16 protein-coding genes and 1 pseudogene are annotated in these 18,059 nt (G+C 37.6%); 4 read left to right on the forward strand and 13 right to left on the reverse strand.

The window, feature by feature from the left end; all coding sequences use genetic code 11:
* Position 1: 1 nt before the first annotated feature.
* From EFD62_RS03650 to EFD62_RS03695, 10 genes are all read right to left on the reverse strand, one after another.
* Complete coding sequence (locus EFD62_RS03650; RefSeq protein WP_128705748.1) at positions 2-1,726, reverse strand: ABC transporter ATP-binding protein; 1,725 nt, start codon at positions 1,724-1,726, stop codon at positions 2-4.
* A gap of 246 nt (positions 1,727-1,972) precedes the next feature.
* A complete protein-coding gene (gene rbsD, locus EFD62_RS03655; protein WP_069194065.1) occupies positions 1,973-2,401 on the reverse strand; it encodes a D-ribose pyranase in 429 nt (142 codons plus the stop codon).
* 13 nt (positions 2,402-2,414) lie between these two features.
* Complete coding sequence (locus EFD62_RS03660) at positions 2,415-3,584, reverse strand: iron-containing alcohol dehydrogenase (protein WP_128705749.1); 1,170 nt, start codon at positions 3,582-3,584, stop codon at positions 2,415-2,417.
* Between the two features lie 35 nt (positions 3,585-3,619).
* Complete coding sequence (locus EFD62_RS03665; protein ID WP_069194067.1) at positions 3,620-4,585, reverse strand: substrate-binding domain-containing protein; 966 nt, start codon at positions 4,583-4,585, stop codon at positions 3,620-3,622.
* A 73-nt stretch (positions 4,586-4,658) separates the two neighbouring features.
* Positions 4,659-5,699 (reverse strand): ABC transporter permease, encoded by a 1,041-nt coding sequence (locus EFD62_RS03670; RefSeq protein WP_128705750.1) that lies wholly within the window; start codon positions 5,697-5,699, stop codon positions 4,659-4,661.
* 11 nt (positions 5,700-5,710) lie between these two features.
* Positions 5,711-7,210, reverse strand: coding sequence for a sugar ABC transporter ATP-binding protein (locus EFD62_RS03675; RefSeq protein ID WP_069194069.1), 1,500 nt, complete (start codon positions 7,208-7,210; stop codon positions 5,711-5,713).
* 293 nt (positions 7,211-7,503) lie between these two features.
* Entirely contained in the window at positions 7,504-8,718 is a 1,215-nt protein-coding gene (locus EFD62_RS03680) for an ROK family transcriptional regulator (protein ID WP_128705751.1), read from the reverse strand.
* 53 nt (positions 8,719-8,771) lie between these two features.
* Complete coding sequence (locus EFD62_RS03685) at positions 8,772-9,743, reverse strand: carbohydrate kinase family protein (RefSeq protein WP_128705752.1); 972 nt, start codon at positions 9,741-9,743, stop codon at positions 8,772-8,774.
* 32 nt (positions 9,744-9,775) lie between these two features.
* Positions 9,776-10,810, reverse strand: a complete 1,035-nt coding sequence (locus tag EFD62_RS03690) for a zinc-dependent alcohol dehydrogenase (RefSeq protein ID WP_069194072.1) — start codon at positions 10,808-10,810, stop codon at positions 9,776-9,778.
* 263 nt (positions 10,811-11,073) lie between these two features.
* Positions 11,074-11,967: a hypothetical protein gene (locus tag EFD62_RS03695; protein ID WP_235832555.1), complete on the reverse strand. Its 894-nt coding sequence runs from the start codon at positions 11,965-11,967 to the stop codon at positions 11,074-11,076.
* A 426-nt stretch (positions 11,968-12,393) separates the two neighbouring features.
* Here EFD62_RS03695 and EFD62_RS03705 point away from each other — a divergent pair, with 426 nt between their 5' ends.
* The 4 genes and pseudogenes from EFD62_RS03705 to EFD62_RS18005 all read left to right on the forward strand — a co-directional run bounded on the left by EFD62_RS03705 (position 12,394) and on the right by EFD62_RS18005 (position 14,912).
* Positions 12,394-12,885, forward strand: a complete 492-nt coding sequence (locus tag EFD62_RS03705) for a hypothetical protein (RefSeq protein ID WP_069194074.1) — start codon at positions 12,394-12,396, stop codon at positions 12,883-12,885.
* A 107-nt stretch (positions 12,886-12,992) separates the two neighbouring features.
* Positions 12,993-13,538 (forward strand): annotated as a pseudogene (locus tag EFD62_RS03710) (IS256 family transposase); the annotation flags it as partial.
* A gap of 523 nt (positions 13,539-14,061) precedes the next feature.
* The gene (locus EFD62_RS18000) at positions 14,062-14,409 is read left to right on the forward strand and encodes a hypothetical protein (protein ID WP_235832556.1); all 348 of its coding nucleotides are present in this window, start codon (positions 14,062-14,064) and stop codon (positions 14,407-14,409) included.
* Positions 14,403-14,912 carry a reverse transcriptase/maturase family protein gene (locus EFD62_RS18005; RefSeq protein WP_235832559.1) on the forward strand — a complete coding sequence of 170 codons (510 nt, stop codon included), beginning with the start codon at positions 14,403-14,405 and terminating at the stop codon, positions 14,910-14,912. Before EFD62_RS18000 ends, EFD62_RS18005 begins: the two co-directional genes overlap by 7 nt.
* Positions 14,913-14,942: 30 nt before the next feature.
* Here the strand turns inward: EFD62_RS18005 and EFD62_RS03720 are convergent, their stop codons facing one another.
* From EFD62_RS03720 to EFD62_RS03730, 3 genes are read right to left on the reverse strand one after another with little or no spacing between them, the layout of a single operon-like run.
* Entirely contained in the window at positions 14,943-16,352 is a 1,410-nt protein-coding gene (locus EFD62_RS03720) for an amino acid adenylation domain-containing protein (protein WP_128705754.1), read from the reverse strand.
* 20 nt (positions 16,353-16,372) lie between these two features.
* Positions 16,373-17,329, reverse strand: coding sequence for an SDR family oxidoreductase (locus EFD62_RS03725; protein WP_128705755.1), 957 nt, complete (start codon positions 17,327-17,329; stop codon positions 16,373-16,375).
* A 1-nt stretch (position 17,330) separates the two neighbouring features.
* Positions 17,331-17,849: an HAD family hydrolase gene (locus tag EFD62_RS03730; protein WP_162302501.1), complete on the reverse strand. Its 519-nt coding sequence runs from the start codon at positions 17,847-17,849 to the stop codon at positions 17,331-17,333.
* Positions 17,850-18,059: the final 210 nt, after the last annotated feature.

Below are 18,059 nucleotides of genomic sequence, written 5' to 3' on the forward strand. Positions count from 1 at the left end.
ATCATTTTCCCTCCTTCTTGAATTGTGAGTCATAAATTTCACGATATACCTCACAGGTTTCAAGCAACTCATCATGCTTGCCGATTCCGACAATTTCTCCGTCATCGAGGACGACAATTTTATCGGCAAATTGAATCGATGAGGTACGCTGTGAAACAATGAAAAGGGTCGGATTTCCCGGCATTTCACGAAGAGCCTTGCGAAGTGCTGCATCTGTTGCAAAATCAAGGGCCGAAGCACTGTCATCAAGAATTAGAATTTCAGGTTTCTTAACAAGGGCGCGAGCTATGGTAAAACGCTGGCGCTGACCTCCCGAGAGGTTTTTTCCACCCTGTTCGATAATAAAATCTAGGCCTTCCTTCTTTTGGACTACAATTTCTCCGCCCTGAGCCATATTAATGGCGTCCATAATCTCTTCGTCGGTTGCATCTTTATTGCCCCAGCGCATATTTTCCCTGATACTGCCTTTAAATAGTACCGCCTTTTGGGGTACAATACCGATTTTGTCACGAAGCGTTATCAAAGGATAGTCCTTAACATTAGTACCATCCACAATAACCTCTCCCGAGGTAGCATCGTAAAATCTTGGAATCATGTTCACCAGCGAAGACTTACCGGAACCTGTACCTCCGATGATACCAACCACCTCACCGGGTCGGACGGAAAAGTTAATATTGGTTAATGCTTCACCTGCTGCATTTTTGTACTGCAATCCCACATGACGGAATTCAACAGCATATTCAGCCTGACTATTCTGAGGTGTTGTTTCTTTTTCCTCAAGGCTGGATTTTACATCTAGAACTGCACTAATTCGGTTACCGCTGGCAACAGCCTTTGTAATGCTAATGATTAAATTAGCGAATTTTATAAGTTCAACAAGAATCTGGGACATATAATTGTAGAGCGCAAGAACAGCACCCTGGGTAAGTAGTCCCGCTGATACTCTGATAGCACCGATATGAATAAGCCATATGATGGCAAGATTAATAATAACATAGGTCAGAGGATTCATCAGCGCAGAAATCCTACCTACAAATTTCTGTGTTGCCGTTAATTCTTCGTTGCGTCTATCAAATTCTGTTATTTCTTTTTCTTCAAGGCGAAAAGCTCTGATTACTCGAACGCCCGTCAGGTTTTCTCTAGTTGAATTCAACACTCTGTCCAGTCTATGCTGCACCTTTTTATATAGGGGAATGGATAACAGCATAATGGTAAAAACAACTACAGAAAGTGCCGGAATCGCTACTACAAAAGTGAGGGCTGCATTAGCGTCTACAGTAAACGCCATAATCATTGCACCAAACACAATGAAAGGCGATCGCAGCAACAGACGCAGAGTCAGGTTCATTCCGGTCTGCACCTGATTCATATCGCTGGTCATACGGGTAATCATACTGGATGTACCAAGGGTATCAATCTCTGTATAAGATAACTGTCCAATATGTTTAAATAGTGCACGGCGCAGCTTTGTCACAAAGCCCACTGATGCTTTGGCGGCAAAATACTGGGCTGTTACAGAACATACCATTCCGACAACGCCTAAAAGCACCAACAGTAAACACATCTTAACAATATATCCTTTGTCAGCTTGGCCAATGCCAATGTCAACAATAGATTTGATAACAATAGGCACAAGCAATTCAAATGATGCTTCAAGAAGCTTGAATAGAGGGCCAAGGATACTCTCTTTTATATAGTCCTTTAAATAAACCAACAACTTTTTCATGAACGTCCTCCAAGATGCTATTTATTTTAAATATCTCATATATCTTATCATGATTTATAGTGTGCTGCACGTCTAAAAAATAATTCAATCATTAAGTGTTAACCGCATAATGTAAAAAAATAAAAACTCGAAACATCGAGTTCCTTCGCTTTTGCCTCTTTCATTTCATTCCAAGAGGCGCACAGCCAAAAGCACCTGGGATATTCCCAAGTGCTTTTAGAGAATCAAATTCACTCTTCCTTTGAATTACTCACCCTGATTTTCGCAGTACCAGCGGGGGCCTCCGGCACTTACAAGAATTATATTTGAATTTGCTGTAAAATCGCCGGTTCGAATTGCAAACTTAACTTCCTTTGTAAGAGTGTCCCGCAAAGTAGAGTGTTCAACAATTTCACAAGGCATGCTTTCATCAAACAAACTCAAATACTCCTTATATCTTGATGGACTTACATCAATTGTCGCTTGGCTTAGGATGAGCTTTTCAACGCTGAAGTGATTCAGTAATACTTTTAATACATCGATGGTTGTAGGTATGTTCACATCAAGTGAAATGTCAATAACTTTTGTCGTATTGGGTATTGCCAGCCCTGCATCTGCAATAAGAATACGATCTGTATGTCCCATTTTAGCTAGTTCTGCAACAATATCCCTGTTTAAGATCCCTGTTTCAATCATATTCTCGTCCACCTCATTCTTTGCGCTCATAACAATTCATCAGAACTTCATACATCTCATCAATTGTTGCCACACGAGGGTTGTTGAGATAGTCTCCTAAAACCTGACCATCGTCTGCTATTTGACGGATTTGCTCTTTTGTAACATTGACATCTTTAAACCCAATCCACAAATCTATTTTTTTAAGAAAATCATCAATTGCGCCACAGGCTGCTTTTGCTGCTTCCTGATCAGAAAGTTCATTCAATGCAGGATTAAGTATTCTTCCGACTTTTGCAAACTTCTCAATAGCCCATGCACATGTATACCTTGTGAATTGAGGATATATTATTGCCAATGCCTGACCGTGGGATACATGAGGAGCATGTCCGCCAACTTGCATTCCCAGTCCATGGGGTAATGTAACCCCTGCGTTGGAATTGGTAAAGCCTCCCAAAGTGTCGGCCCACGCCATCTTCGAACGAGCTTCCATATCATTGGGGTTCTCCAAGGCTTTCGGCAAATACTCCTTAATTATCTTTATTGCGTCTTCGGCCATTACCTCAACTAGAGGATTGGTGTTGACCGAGAGATATGCTTCAAAATTATGACAGAATGCATCAAAGCCGGTTTGTGCAGTTACACTTTTTGGCATTGTAGCTGTCACCTCGGGGTCAACTATCGCAACTTTGGGAAAGATGTTTCTGTGCCAGATTGCCGATTTATCCTGTTCACTTGTTTTTGTGATAACGGCACATTGGGTACATTGGCTTCCGGTTCCTGCTGTTGTACCTATTGCAATAATGGGCAGTGTTGCAGATGTGGGCCCTGAAGTATGGCAGTTATAATCCCAGGCAGTTCCCGGGTGGGTTGTTTCAACCGCAATAGCTTTTGCAGTATCCATTGAGGAACCTCCTCCCAACCCAATGACCACATCCACACCGGAAGACTTTGCAATATTAGCGCCCTCAGTTACAACATCAGTGGTGGGATTTGGAATAACGCCATCAAAATGTACTACCTCCAAACCATTATCTATGAGAGATTTCTTTACTTTTGCATAGAGCTCCTTTACTGCAGAGAATTCCGGTACAGTAACCAACAAAGCTTTTTTACCGTATCGAGCAGCTATTGAGCCAATTTCTTGAACTTTGCCGCATCCAAAAATAATTTCAGTGGGTGCATAATAGTTAAATGCTTTCATAGTTACTTTCCTTTCATGTTGATTTTATTTTACTTTTATTTCTTAGGATAGTATTGATCAACATTGTCCTTTGTTACTATTACAACACCTGTGTCAAGATTACCCGGAAGCGCTTTGTCGGAGAGACCATTTGCCTCAGTATAGAGCATCATCATGCTCCAGTATCCCATATTGTACATTCCCTGTGCAACTGTACCATCGATTTCACCGCTCTTGACTTTATCAAGAACTGTAACGTCAACGTCAAATGCAAGAACTCTCAAGTCTTTCTTAGCTTCTGCCACTGCTGTCGGACCTGCAGTACCTGCAACACCGTCTACACAGAACACACCAACAATGTCATCGTTTGCCTGCAATGCCGCCGCTAAGTTATCTGTAGCGACCGTTGTATCACCCGCATCATTAACTTTAACTAGAGAAACTGCAGGTGCATTTTGCTTACACCAATCTTCAAAACCCTCAACACGGGATTCACTGTTTTCTGCACCGACTGTATACAGCACAGCAATTTTGCCTTTATTGTTTACTAGAGGCACGAGGAACTCAGCTGCCTTTTGACCTGCTGCATAGTTACCGGTTCCAAGATATGCGGAGCGATTTGACGTAGGAGAGTCAGAGTCAAAGCATACAACTGAAATACCTTGCTTAATAGCTGAGTCGATTGTGTCTGCCAAGGCAGTTGAATTAACTGCTGTTACTGTTATACCTTTTGGTTTTTGAGCAATAACCTGTTCAAGTACTGCAACTTGACCTGCAACATCAGTATCTGTCTGACCGGTATATTTTGCGGTTACACCAATTGCGTTAGCTGCATCTTCAAACCCTTCAAAGCAGTATTTCCAGTAATCGATACCTGAAAGGAAAGTTACCATGTAGTACTCATCAGAAGAATTGCCTACATAACCTTCTGCTCTTTCGTTTCCAGCGCCGGTATTAGAATTGCATGCTGTAAGCGAAAATACTAGTGTGATTGCAAGGATTAATGCAAAGAGCTTTTTCATAAGAATTCCTCCTAATTTTTAATTACTATATATCTTTCAGTGCATAACGCACTAAAATCCTTAAGAATTAAATTTATTTAGCAGATTTGGCATCCGCTTTTGCCGCCAATTTGTCCAATCCGAAAAATTTCATTATAAAGCTTGGCCTGCCGCTCTTACGATGACTTAGATAGTCAATGGTAACAGCCAGTACAAGTATTGCGCCTTGAACAAACTCCTGCCAATAAACTGAAACGTTCATCATAACCAGTGCTGAATTAACTATCTTTAGAAGGAAAATACCCATAACAGTTCCTAACACACCTCCAGAACCGCCCGTCATAGATGTTCCACCGATAACCGCTGCAGAAATTGCCGTTGTTTCAGCACCTTTACTAAGTTCAGGGGTTGCAACGTTAAAACGTGCCAATGACAGTATACCTGCCAATGTGGAGATTAATGCAATTGTTACATATACACCGATTTTTACCCTGTCTACATTTATACCGGAGAGCCTTGCGGCATTTTCATTGCTACCGACATAGTATATATTTCTGCATGTCTTCGAATATTTCATAAAAATAAATGCAATTGCTGAAATTAGCATAAATATTATGAAGAGAACAGGTACTCCAAAAATCGAACCCGTTGCAAAATAACGGAATGATTGAGGTAAATATCCCGAAACAGAAAGGGGTGAACCTGTTGTTATAATATAAGCCATACCCCGTGCAAGATTCTCCATACCCAATGTCACAATAAACGGAGGTAAACCTATTTTTGAAATCATAAAGCCATTAAAAATACCTACAACCAAACCACTTGCAACACTAGCAATACAAGCGACCCAAATATTAACTCCCTGCAATGCCAAGTAACCGGTTATAACACATGTCATAGCAGCAACACTGCCGACACTCAGTTCTATCCCACCTAAAATCAATGCCAACGTCAGGCCAATTGCAAACAAACCGTCAACTGAAACGCTTAATGCTATTGATCTCATGTTGTTTGAGTTTAGGAATTTAGGTTGAATAATTGAAGTAATTGCTACGACCAAAACAATTATTAAAAACACAGTTACTTCACGTTGAGAAAATATCTTTTTTAGTATTCCCTTCACTTTGCTTTTCATTGCATTTCCTCCTATGATAAATTTGCTCCGGAAGCCAATTTCATTATGCTCTCCTCAGAAACTTGCTCTCCCTGTAAGAATCCTGCCAGTTTTCCTTCATGCATCACTGCAATTCTATCAGCTACACCGATGATTTCAGGCAATTCACTGGAGACAATTATCACACCAACACCTTGCTCACTTAATGAGCGCAACAGATTATGGATTTCACGTTTTGCACCTACATCAATACCCCTGGTAGGCTCGTCCATAATTATGACTTTGGGATTTGTTGAAAGCCATTTTCCTATCAGGCATTTTTGTTGGTTACCGCCGGACAAGTTACTAATAGGATATGATAATCCTGGAATCTTTATTGACAATGCCTTTACATATTTGTCTGACAAGCTGTACTCACGGTTCTTTTTGATCCATCCACGTTTTGAAACAGCTTCAAGATTTGCACTACTGATATTTTTCGCTATGCTCATGTGCAGGAACAACCCCGAATTCTTTCTGTCTTCTGTAAGATAGCAAATCCCCTTTTTTACTGCATTCCTATAGCGCTTGAACTTTTGCTTTTCACCGTTTAGATAGATATCCCCTCTTTTTATTGGATCTATTGCACAAAGTCCTCTCATTACCTCACTGCGACCTGCGCCTACCAAGCCTGCAAATCCGAGAATCTCTCCTTTTTTCAATGTAAAGCTTACATTATCAAATCCATTACCGCTTAAATTTTCAACTTTAATAATGTAATTATCTTCCTCAATCTTTGAGGATTTATCCGGATAAAGCTCACCAAGATCACGGCCTACCATTGCTTTTATTACATCTTCATGAGTAATCTCACAGACATTCATACAACCAACATACGCTCCATCCTTTAAAACCGTAACTCGGTCACATATTTCGAACACTTCTTTCATACGATGAGATATAAACAGTGTAGATATGCCTTTATTCTTGAGGTCTTTGACCACCTGAAACAATTTTGCTGTTTCCTTGTCAGTCAAGGAACTAGTAGGCTCATCCAAAATGAGGAGTTTACAATTAAGTGAAACAGACTTTGCTATTTCAACAAGCTGTTGCTCACTGACAGTTAAATTACTAACAAGAGTTTTACTGCTGAAATTAGCATCTAAAGTTTTGAGTACCGCATCGGCATCCTCATAAAGTTTTTTAAAATCGATTTTATCACCCTTGCTTGGCAATCTTCCAATAAAGATGTTTTCTGCCGCGGAAAGATGTGGGCACAGACAAAGCTCTTGGTGAACAAAACCTATTCCAGCATCTTGAGAGTCCTTTGGCTTTCTGGGTTCGAAAATCTTACCATCGAATTTCATAATCCCTTCAGTTGCAGGAATAACTCCACCCACAATATTCATTAAAGTGCTTTTCCCGGCGCCGTTTTCTCCACACAGACCATGTACCTCACCTTTTCTTACTTCAAGGCTAACACGATTTAGTGCGCGTGTCCCAGGGAATACTTTTGAGAGCTCCTTAACTTCTAATAGTAAAGTATTATTCATCTACGCCCCTCCTTGGTTTACCAACTTTACCATGGTTGTTGCTTGCCAATCAATGTCCTGTATTAATTATTATCTGCTAGATTACAGTTTTCGAATTGATGTCTGACTTTTGTACATTAAGAATAAAAATTATTATGATTATTTTTTATGAGACAATTACTTAGTTAACTTAACTAACTACAATTTTATTATATCCTTTTTTTCTACATAAAGTCAATGTCTATTTTTTCAATTTTGATATTTATGAATAAAAAAACAGATTAGACACAACAATAGTTCCATCCCAAGATATCTCAATTATTTGACAAAAAGTCAATATTATTTACTACAATCCACGCCCCACCTATAGCAGTAGCATAGTGTCCACTCTTACCCACAACAATTTTTACATTTCCTCCGGCATAACGCATCTGATACTTAGATACTGCTTTTTTGATCATGTCAATAAAGAAGTCACCATTTAGCGTCAAACCGCCACACAGAATGATTTGTTCGGGGTCAAGCATGTTTATGGCAATTGCCAACCCCTTACCTATATAATCAGCCGCTTTTTTGACTATAGATTCAGCTAGATGATCTCCTTCTTTTGCAGCATCAAAAACCATTTTGGCCTCAAGCTTCTTAAAATCACCTTCACATTTTTCAACAATGGTAGTTTGTATTTTATTCGCTATTGCAATACGGGCCTGGCGCGCTATCGCTTCACCGCTTGCAATGGATTCAATACATCCATAATTGCCGCATGAGCAATATGAGCCATGGTTTTCCACAATAATATGGCCAATTTCGCCACTTGTCCCACTTGCTCCATAATACAAGCCATTTGGTAATACTATTGCCGAACCGATACCGTATGCAAGGTTGACCCCGATAATACAGGAAGTAGGATTTGGCTGCATATTCTTTATCTCCCCTATGACCAAGGCACGGTTTGCGTTTTCTACCAACACATTAAAAGGAAGGCGCCTTTTGAGTTCATCCTGCAAAGAAATATTATTCCAACCGAAGTTCGGGCTAAACAGCACCCTGCCCGTATCTCTCTCAATTAAGCCCGGCATTGCAACACCTATACCGACAACTCTGTCATGGGGCAGTTTCGATTCACTTATACAGCTCATAGTCATCTCGGTTATCTGAGCTATTAATTCATCAGGTTCAACAGATTCTGTAGCCTTGCTTACTTTGTAAACAATATCCCTACAGTTGTTCATCACAACTACTCGGATAGATGTTCTTCCCACATCCACTCCGATAAAGAAAAATCTATCTGGTACTACCGCAAGCATCTCAGGACGCTTCCCACCGCTGGACTCACCCTTTCCCACGGCATAGATGATACCCTTTTCAATCAAATCCTCAGTAATGGACATAACCGCAGGAATGCTCAGACCAACTTTTTTAGCAATAACAGCTCTGTTTATTTTATTACCTTCAAGAATACAATTAAATACATTTATTCTATTGTTGGTTGTTACACTGTTTAAATCAAGTTTTGTAAATTTACTCATTTTCACCCCTCCCCGTTCTTCATGTTCACAAGCAAGTGGCATACTTCACTTTTTTACTTCTCGTTGAATCCCTGCTTCACAAAAGCATTTATCGTATCCAAATCAGGCATTGCAGGAATTGCTCCCTTTTTAGTAGTAACAATAGCGCCTGCTGCATTTGAAAATGCCAGTAGTTTCTCCCATTGTTGCTTACATATTTGAGATATCTCTTCCAAAGACATATCTTTAAGTTGCCATAGCATAGCCCCCACAAACGAATCTCCCGCTCCGGTAGTATCAACCGCTTTTACGTTGTACCCGCCATGGTTGGCATAACAAGTTTTAGTAAAAACATAAGATCCTTTTTCCCCAGAAGTAACAAAGATGACCGACGGACCAATGGCAAGCAGTTTGTCTGCCGCGCCGGAAAATTCCGTGCCTTCTGTCAAAAGAAAAAGCTCTTCTTCACTAACTTTCACCAAATCAGCATATTCAACTGCTTTTAACATGTATTCACGTGCTTCCTTTTCATCATTCCACAACGCAGGACGGTAATTCGGGTCATATGAGATTATCGCACCCGCCGCTTTTGCGATTCTTGCGGCTTCCAAAGTCGCAGTGCGACTCGGTTCATCAGTTAATGAGACGGCTCCAAAGTGCAAAAAACGGCATGTATGGAGTAGATTCTTATTAAGTTCACCGATATCCAAACTGACGTCAGCACAATGCTTTCGGTAGAAACTAAAGGATCTATCACCCTTTTCATCCAGATGGACAAATGCCAAAGTCGTCATTTCACTTGGGCTCATTAACAGGTTGGATGTATCAATTCCAGCATTATCAAGAGTTGCTTTTAAAAACTGTCCAAAACCGTCTTTCCCGACTTTGCCGACAAAAGCAGTTTTGGCCCCCAGTTTTGCAAGCATCGCAAGAACGTTCGCCGGAGCACCTCCAGGGTTTGATGAAAAAAGCGATAATCCATTTTCATTTATACCTGCAGGCAAAAAATCTATTAATAATTCTCCAACCGCAATTACATCAAACATAAATCCTCACCTAATTATTAATCAAATTAATTCTAATCCTCGTCGTTGTTAACATCAATTAGAACCTTCATAGTGGTTTCGCGGTTATTGTCAATATACTCATAGGCCTTTTCCCAATCCTTAAAAGCAAAATGCTGGCTCATCAAAGGGTTTAAGCTTACTTTACCTGCTTCAACAAGCTCAATAGCCTCTAGATAGTCCTCATGTCGGTACATCATTGACGTATTCAAATCCAGTTCTTTATCATTAAGTGTTGCAAGGTCAACTGTTGCCATTCCTTCAAATACTGCAACCAGAACAATTATGCTCCCCTTGCGCGAATGGCGTATGGCTTGATCTATTGTTATATTATTACCTGCGCAATCATATATAATATCTGCTTTATCAGGTCCAAAACAACGGAGCATAGCTTCTCCAAAATCTTCATTTTTGGTGTTGACTGCAAAATCAGCGCCACATTTCAACGCCAATTCCAAGCGATAATCGCTTATATCTGTGACCATCACCTTGCTTGCCCCTTTTGCTTTAAGAGTCTGTACAAGCAAGATTCCTATAGGACCTGCACCTATTACCACAATGTCCTTATCCTTAACATCACCGGCTCTATTTACTGCATGAACGGTAACCGCCAAAGGCTCAATCATTGCAGCCTCATCATAGGAAAGATGGTCAGGGACAGGAGTTACATTTTTGGCGTGAACAGCAAAATACTCACTGCCTGTACCCACGGTCTGGAACCCCATAACTTTTAGCTCTTCACAAAGGTTATACTTTCCTGTGCGGCATGGATGACATTTACCACATACAACCTGTGGCTCTATAGTTACTTTCTGGCCAACCTTTAGGTGCTTTACATCTTCTGCAACTTCGACGATTTTTCCACTTACTTCGTGTCCTTGAGTAACCGGATACTTTGTGAAAGGGTGTTTTCCATGATTTACGTGAATATCGGAACCACAGATGCCAATTCTCATAATCTTTATAAGCACTTGGCCTGGCTTTAACTCCGGTTTTTCCACCTCATGAAACTCGATTTTTCCAGGAGATACCATTACTGATCGTAACATAAATATGCCCCCTATTTACTTAGTTTACTTACTTAACTAACTTAAGTATAACTCTTTTTACCTCCTCTTGTCAATATGTTTGATTTTCTATTATTTACATTCCGAAGGCTTAAATATAAGCCTGGGACAATAGAAAATTCTTCAAAAAATATGGCTTTGGAAAATATATTAACCAATGCCATACCTTAACAAAATTCAAATTTTATTACCTCTAAACACTAATATAGGGTAAATACAACTTTTAAATATGGACGAAACAATGTTTAAAGCGGAACCTTATCCATAAAGCCATCATGGGATAACTCACGAATAGTTTTAATGGTATCAGCTGAAATTTCAAATTCTTTACTCTTCTTATCATTTTCTGTCATTTCGCCTTTTGAGTTCTTTTCCATGTATTTCATTTCAAGATAACCTTTATCACACATTTCACACCAGTGAACAATTATTTCATAATGTTCATTTTTACCAACTTCCATAGGTAAAAATAATTCTTTTATTTTATCAGGACTCAGATTGTCAATATCCTGAAACCTAATTGTCCTATCTAAATCTGTTGCCAGGAACTTTAGTATTGACTTGTTCTTCATATATCGTTTACAATCATCGCAATATTTTGTGTTCCTTTTAACAAGACCAAGTGCTACAATACTTCCGAATATAGCTCCCAAACCGTCAATAATAAAGAATGTCCAGTTTAGAATGGCATTTCCTTCCACATCACCAATGGCACGTTTGCGATTATAGAAGGAAATAACTCTTGAGTCAACCATTAGCTTTGTAAACGAAATAAAATCTAACGGTTCATCCGAGTCACCAATTGCATAATTACTGATATGTTCCCCTTCCATTTTATAATTGAGAGACATATTTTCATCTAAATATGCTGTGGTATAATAACCGTATTGTACACCTATATACGCTATAATTGGGATCAGCAAACCAATTATGAGTAACGAAAAGTTGATTTTTTTATTAGTTATAAACAAGCCCCAATAATAACCCAAACATGCAATTGTACCAATTATAATCGAACCTAATGGAATAACATAAAAAATAGAAAACGACATAATATCAAAAGACGTAAAGCTATGAATTGCTACTGCTAGCAGCACTGACAGAATTAAACTAATTGCCCCCAAAATAACACCCAGCATAAAATCAAATCCTTTCTGTATGTAATAATATTTGTCTAATTTTTCTGCTGCGTAGAATATATTTTGACATAAAAATTAAACTAAATGCAATATTACGACATTAGTGCTCAGATTCCTTTTTTTAATGGATTAATTTTCTTTATCAGCCTTAATTTTTATTCATAACATTACAATTGGCGCCCTTATCAGTAAATAATCAAAATATTTCTTGCAATTTGAAAATCAAGAACATATAATAAAACAGTAATAATCTGTCAAGTCCTTTTTGATGGATTGTAAAATCATGAGGCTATATCAAATAAACCCACTCAGTACAGGTATCTTATAAAAATATACAAAGAGGTGACGGAATTGATTAATTTGTGTCTTTACAAGGAGTATTTGATAGTGTTATGCAGTACAATATTTTTATTTTGTGGATGTAGTGTGAGCAAACAGGAGGATTTATCTAACTATACGGTAGATACCGTATATACCGTAGAACTCCTTCAGTCAGTTACGACCGAATTTATTAACTACAAAGGCTATACAGCAGAAAAACGTCTTGTCTCAATAGATATTTCAGCTTTTGAGGAAGCATCAACAGAGAAGTATGAAGAATGGCTTCAGGAAGCCTATGCAGATGATAATACCGTAATAGTGGTTTTCAAGGATAAAAACGAAATTTTTAAATCTCATAATGAGGCAAAAGATTATCTGAGCCAGAGCGGTCACGATGATTTTCTGGAATCTCGTTATGATTGGACGTCAATCAAAATAAGCAGAAAATCCGATAATGAAGCTATACATAAATCTGAAGTATTGAATATTGATATCTCATATCCGCTTATTATGGCTGTTCAAGGTTTTGAAGTATTATTGGAATTTGACGATGAAGCATGGAAAGTTGTTGAGGTTAATTCGACCTATATATCATAAGTGAATGAATTATCACTGAATAAAGGAGTCTGTGAAAGTTTTCCTGTAAATAAAGATTAATTAGGTCTTCTATGATAAAATATAAAATCATAAGGAGGCCTATTATTATGGCAAGAGAAAAGAAACCTGTACACAAAGTACAAATGACAGAAGGGAAACGAAACATAATCCAACAACTCCTACAGGAGTATGATATTCAGACTGCAGAAGACATTCAGGATGCTCTTAAGGATTTGCTTGGTGGCACTATAAAAGAAATGATGGAAGCAGAGATGGATCATCATCTTGGCTATGCAAAATCAGAACGTTCTGACAACGATGATTATCGCAATGGTTACAAGTCAAAGCGTATTAACAGTAGCTACGGGAGCATGGATATCCAGGTTCCTCAAGATCGAAAGTCTACCTTCGAACCACAAGTGGTTAAAAAGCGTCAAAAAGACATATCAGATATCGATCAAAAAATCATTTCCATGTACGCAAAAGGTATGACGACCAGACAGATTTCTGATACATTAGAGGATATTTATGGATTTGAGGCCTCCGAAGGCTTCATTTCAGATGTTACAGATAAAATTATGCCACAGATTGAGGAATGGCAGAATCGTCCTCTTTCGGAGGTGTATCCAGTGCTGTTCATCGATGCAATCCATGTGCGCTCGTAAGTGCTGAAACAAAGCACGAGGGCTGATTTGAAATGTGTCAATAGCAAGACACTGGATTTGATACAAACAATCCATCATTATCCTGCTAAATTCTGAGGGAAACTGAAGGATGAAAATAGCATGCAGGAAAAGCTATAAGTCTGTTAACTGCCATACAGCGACTAAATGGCGAAATGAGACTGTATATAAGGATAAAAGCTAAACTGCTTGAACCATAGTCAGAAGTGCTATAGCGTCAGCCATAACGGAAGACAGTTATTAACGTTATGCAATAGATATATACTGATAAAGTGGATATCAGTATATGTGTATCATCTGTTGGCTATCTGCAATAAGCAGAAAATGACGAAGGTGTTATCCGACAATACATATGCTATGTTTAAATCAGTCTTAGCGAGGATTGCCTAAGTCCAAGGATAAGGCAACGGAGTTCTGGTAGTAGTCCGAATACAGGAAGGCTGTATACATGGCGAAGCAAAATAGGCTATTTTTTTAATACTTTCATAGAAAGATGTTTAAGACATTGCGAAATCCATCAATTGTATTAAAGGCCTTCAATGAGAAAGCGCTTGATACTTCGTATCAATTTTCAAGATTATATAGAAATTTGAACAACCCAAACTCCTATCTTATGGCATACTCGAATATTTATAGCAACAGTGGAAGTATAACTAAAGGTTTAGACGATAAAACTCTAAGCGGTATCAGCAATAATAGAATTAACAACATAATTCTCAGGCTCAAAAACCATAGCTATAAACCTACGCCAGTTCGGAGAGAACTTATTCCCAAGAAAAACGGAAAACACGTCCTCTTGGGATACCTTCGGCTGATGATAAACTGGTTCAAGAAATTGTAAGAATGATGCTGGAACAAATTCATGAACCAATCTTTTCAAAATATTCTCATGGTTTCAGACCGCATAGGAGCTGTCATACTGCCCTGATACAAGTACAAAAAACATTTACCGGTGTAAAATGGTTTGTAGAAGGTGACATTAAAGGATGTTTTGATAACATTGACCATCATGTCCTAATAAGAATACTTCGAAAAAGAATTAAGGATGAGTATCTAATATCGTTAATATGGAAGTTTCTAAAAGCTGGTTATGTCGATAAGAACATTTTTTACAACACATACTCTGGCTGTGCACAAGGGTCAATAATAAGTCCAATTCTTGCGAACGTATACCTTAATGAATTAGATAAATTTGTTGAAAGATATAAAACAGAATTTGATAAAGGAAAATCTAGAAAATATAATCCGCATTACCATAAAATCAACGGGTATATCAACTATAAAAAAGGTGTATGCAAAACATATGGCATAATCTATCAGAAATGGAGAAAAGCAAGGCAATAGAAGAAAGCAAATTACTTAGAAAAAATATGCTTAAATATCCTGCATATGACCCAATGGATGAAACATACCGTAGAATTGCATACGTAAGATATGCCGATGATTGTGCGCCACGAAGGCGTGTTCAAGTAGCGTAGCTACTTGAACACAGCTATGCTGTACAGATGATGATGGTAGGCCCATCGAAATCGCCATACTTTCTATCTCATTTAATTCAATTCGGAATCCCCTGATTTTTACCTGAAAATCAGCTCTCTGTATGTATTCTAATGAATTATTATCTAGTCTTCTAACTAAATCACCCGTCTTGTAAATTATATCGCACCTATCATCAATGGGATTTTGGATAAAACGCTCCTGAGTCACTTCAGGACGATTTAAATAACCTTTAGCAACCCCGAGTCCTCCTATATAAAGTTCACCAATCTCTCCATATGCAACTTCATTCATATTATCATCAAGTATATATACTACTGTATTATCGATTGGATATCCGATGGAAATTTTCTGGTCATCTTCCGAAACCTTTCCAATCAAAGACCATATCGTTGTTTCAGTAGGTCCATACATATTCCATAAATTCCGACATTTTTTTAGCAATGACATCGCAAGTTTTTTACTTAAAGCCTCACCACCACATAGAATAGCCATATTTCTACTACCAGACCAACTTGAATCCAAAAGCATACGCCATGTCGACGGTGTAGCTTGCATAATTGTAACATCCATGTCCTCAATTTTTTGAATAAGCCGCTTAGCATCCGCAACTATTTCTTGTTCTGCAATGACTAGTTTTGCTTTTGCATATATCGGTAAAAACAATTCTAATATTGAAATATCAAAACATAATGTAGTGACAGCTAAAAATACATCCTTTTCTGTTAAACATATTTTATTCTGTATTGATATAATTAAATTAACTAATGCTTTTTGCTGTATCATTACGCCTTTTGGCTTGCCTGTAGAGCCAGATGTATACATTACATATGCCAAATTATCATTATCAACTTGAACCAGCATTTCAAATGGCTCACATGAAGTGCTTTTTTCCTTCCAATCTGCTGCTAAGCAAATCATTTTGCTCTCATCGATTCCTAAATCATCTTTGTACTTATTATGGACTATGATACAGTCCAATTTTGCATCGCTTATAATAAATCTGTTTCTTTCAATAGGATAATTAGGTTCTAGTGGCAAAAACGCTCCTCCAGCTTTAAGAACTGCTAACAAAGCTATCAACATATCAGCCGAACGTTCAAGATACACTCCTACTAGCATATTTGGCCCAATACCCTTTAGTTTTAATAAATAAGCTAAATTATCAGAAAGAATATCTATTTCTTTAAAAGTATAAACATTATTCTTGTAATGTAAAAACTCAACATCCCCACTTTGTTTCAATCTTTTAAAGATTACATCATAAATATTGTGTTTCAATTCCATATGAATTCTCCTATCTTGTATTAATATTTTGATAATTTGATTAAAATGCTTTTCTCTATATCACTAATTTCAAATCCATCTGTGAACTGATTCAAATCAATAGATTCAATTATCTTTTTCATTCCTTCTTCAAACGTATATTGTGGTTCAAATCCAATATCTTGTTTAATTCGTTCACAATTTCCTATCATAGTCACATCACGAAACGGGAACCACTCTCTTGCTTTAAAGCCAGTGCTACTTGTATCTACTAAAACAATCTTTGGTTCAACATTTAATACTTTCGCACAAATCTCAACCCAGCCTTTAAGCGATATGTATTCTTTTCCGGAAATGTTATAGGCCCTTCCGCAACAAATATTATTCTTGCAAATAAGTTCAATTACATAACATAAATCATCAATATACCCGAATTGAATTAATGGAAGACCTCTTCCAGGGACGATAATTTGATTTCCTGTAAGTAATCTTTTTATTACATAGCTTTCTCTATCCAGATTGTTTTCTGGTCCATATATATAAAACGGCCTTAAAATTGTAACCGGAAATCCATTCTCTTTACACTCTTTAAATAACAGCTCTTCGCATAAATATTTATTCGTTGAATAATCTCCCCATATAGGACATGTGCCACGTTTACTATTCTCAGTATATGGATAAATATTTTCATCAATATATACAGATGCACTGCTAATATGTATATAATGTTTTATATTATGATTAATAGCTTGTATGGCAATTTTTGTTTGTTTAGGTGTGTAAGCAGAGCTATCCACAACAACATCAAAATTAATCCCTTTACATAAATTTAAGACATCTTCCAAACAATTTCTATCTGCTTTTAAATGTATCGTCCCCTCTGGGTTAGTTCGGTTTCCACGATTTAACACATATACTGTGTATCCCATTTTCAAGAGCTTCTCTGCTATTGCCTTTCCAACAAAAACATTTCCCCCAAACACCAATGCTTTTTTCATCTTAATCCCCCATGCAAATATTTTCTTTATTTATACTACAAATAACTTTACAAATTTCATTCAATCTTTCTATCTTGATATTCCTATAATTTAAGTATTGTCTTTTTCTGTCAATAAGTATAGTTGCAAGTCCTATATTTTCTGCAGTTCTAATATCATATTCAATTGAATCACCCACCATTAGCGTTTCCTCTTTTAAGAGCTTTTCTGTTTGTAGTAAAAACTCTATTGCCTTTACATCTGGTTTTGCATATTTGATCTCTTCGCTGATATAAATACCATCAAATAAATTCTTAATTTTTAATACTTCTAACTTCAGACGTTGTGATCTACTTGGGCCATTTGTTAACACAAAAAGTTTAAATCCTTTACCTTTTAAAGTGGTAAGTACCGTTGCAGCCATATCTTTATCTTCTAAATTATTAATTTGCGTAATGTATTCTTGCTGCAAGTCTGATGCAATTTCTTTGCTTTTAATAATACCCATTCTTTCCAGTGTACAAGCATATCTAAGAAGCATATACTCTTCACCATTGATTTCATTTGCCAAAAAACTTTTAAATAAAGTCGGCTCTTCTTCTTTGTAAATATGCCAAAATAATTTATAATGCTCCCCATTGTCAAGACAATTTTTGCAGCTTTTTTAAGTTAGATTCTCCCTTCTTTGGTTTTGTATAATATTTACATCTATGCACTCTGTTGGATGATGTCAAGGGCGAGCGTAAGCGAG

The sequence above is a fragment of the Acetivibrio mesophilus genome, from assembly GCF_004102745.1.
In the GTDB taxonomy this organism is placed as follows: Bacteria; Bacillota; Clostridia; order Acetivibrionales; family Acetivibrionaceae; genus Hungateiclostridium; species Hungateiclostridium mesophilum.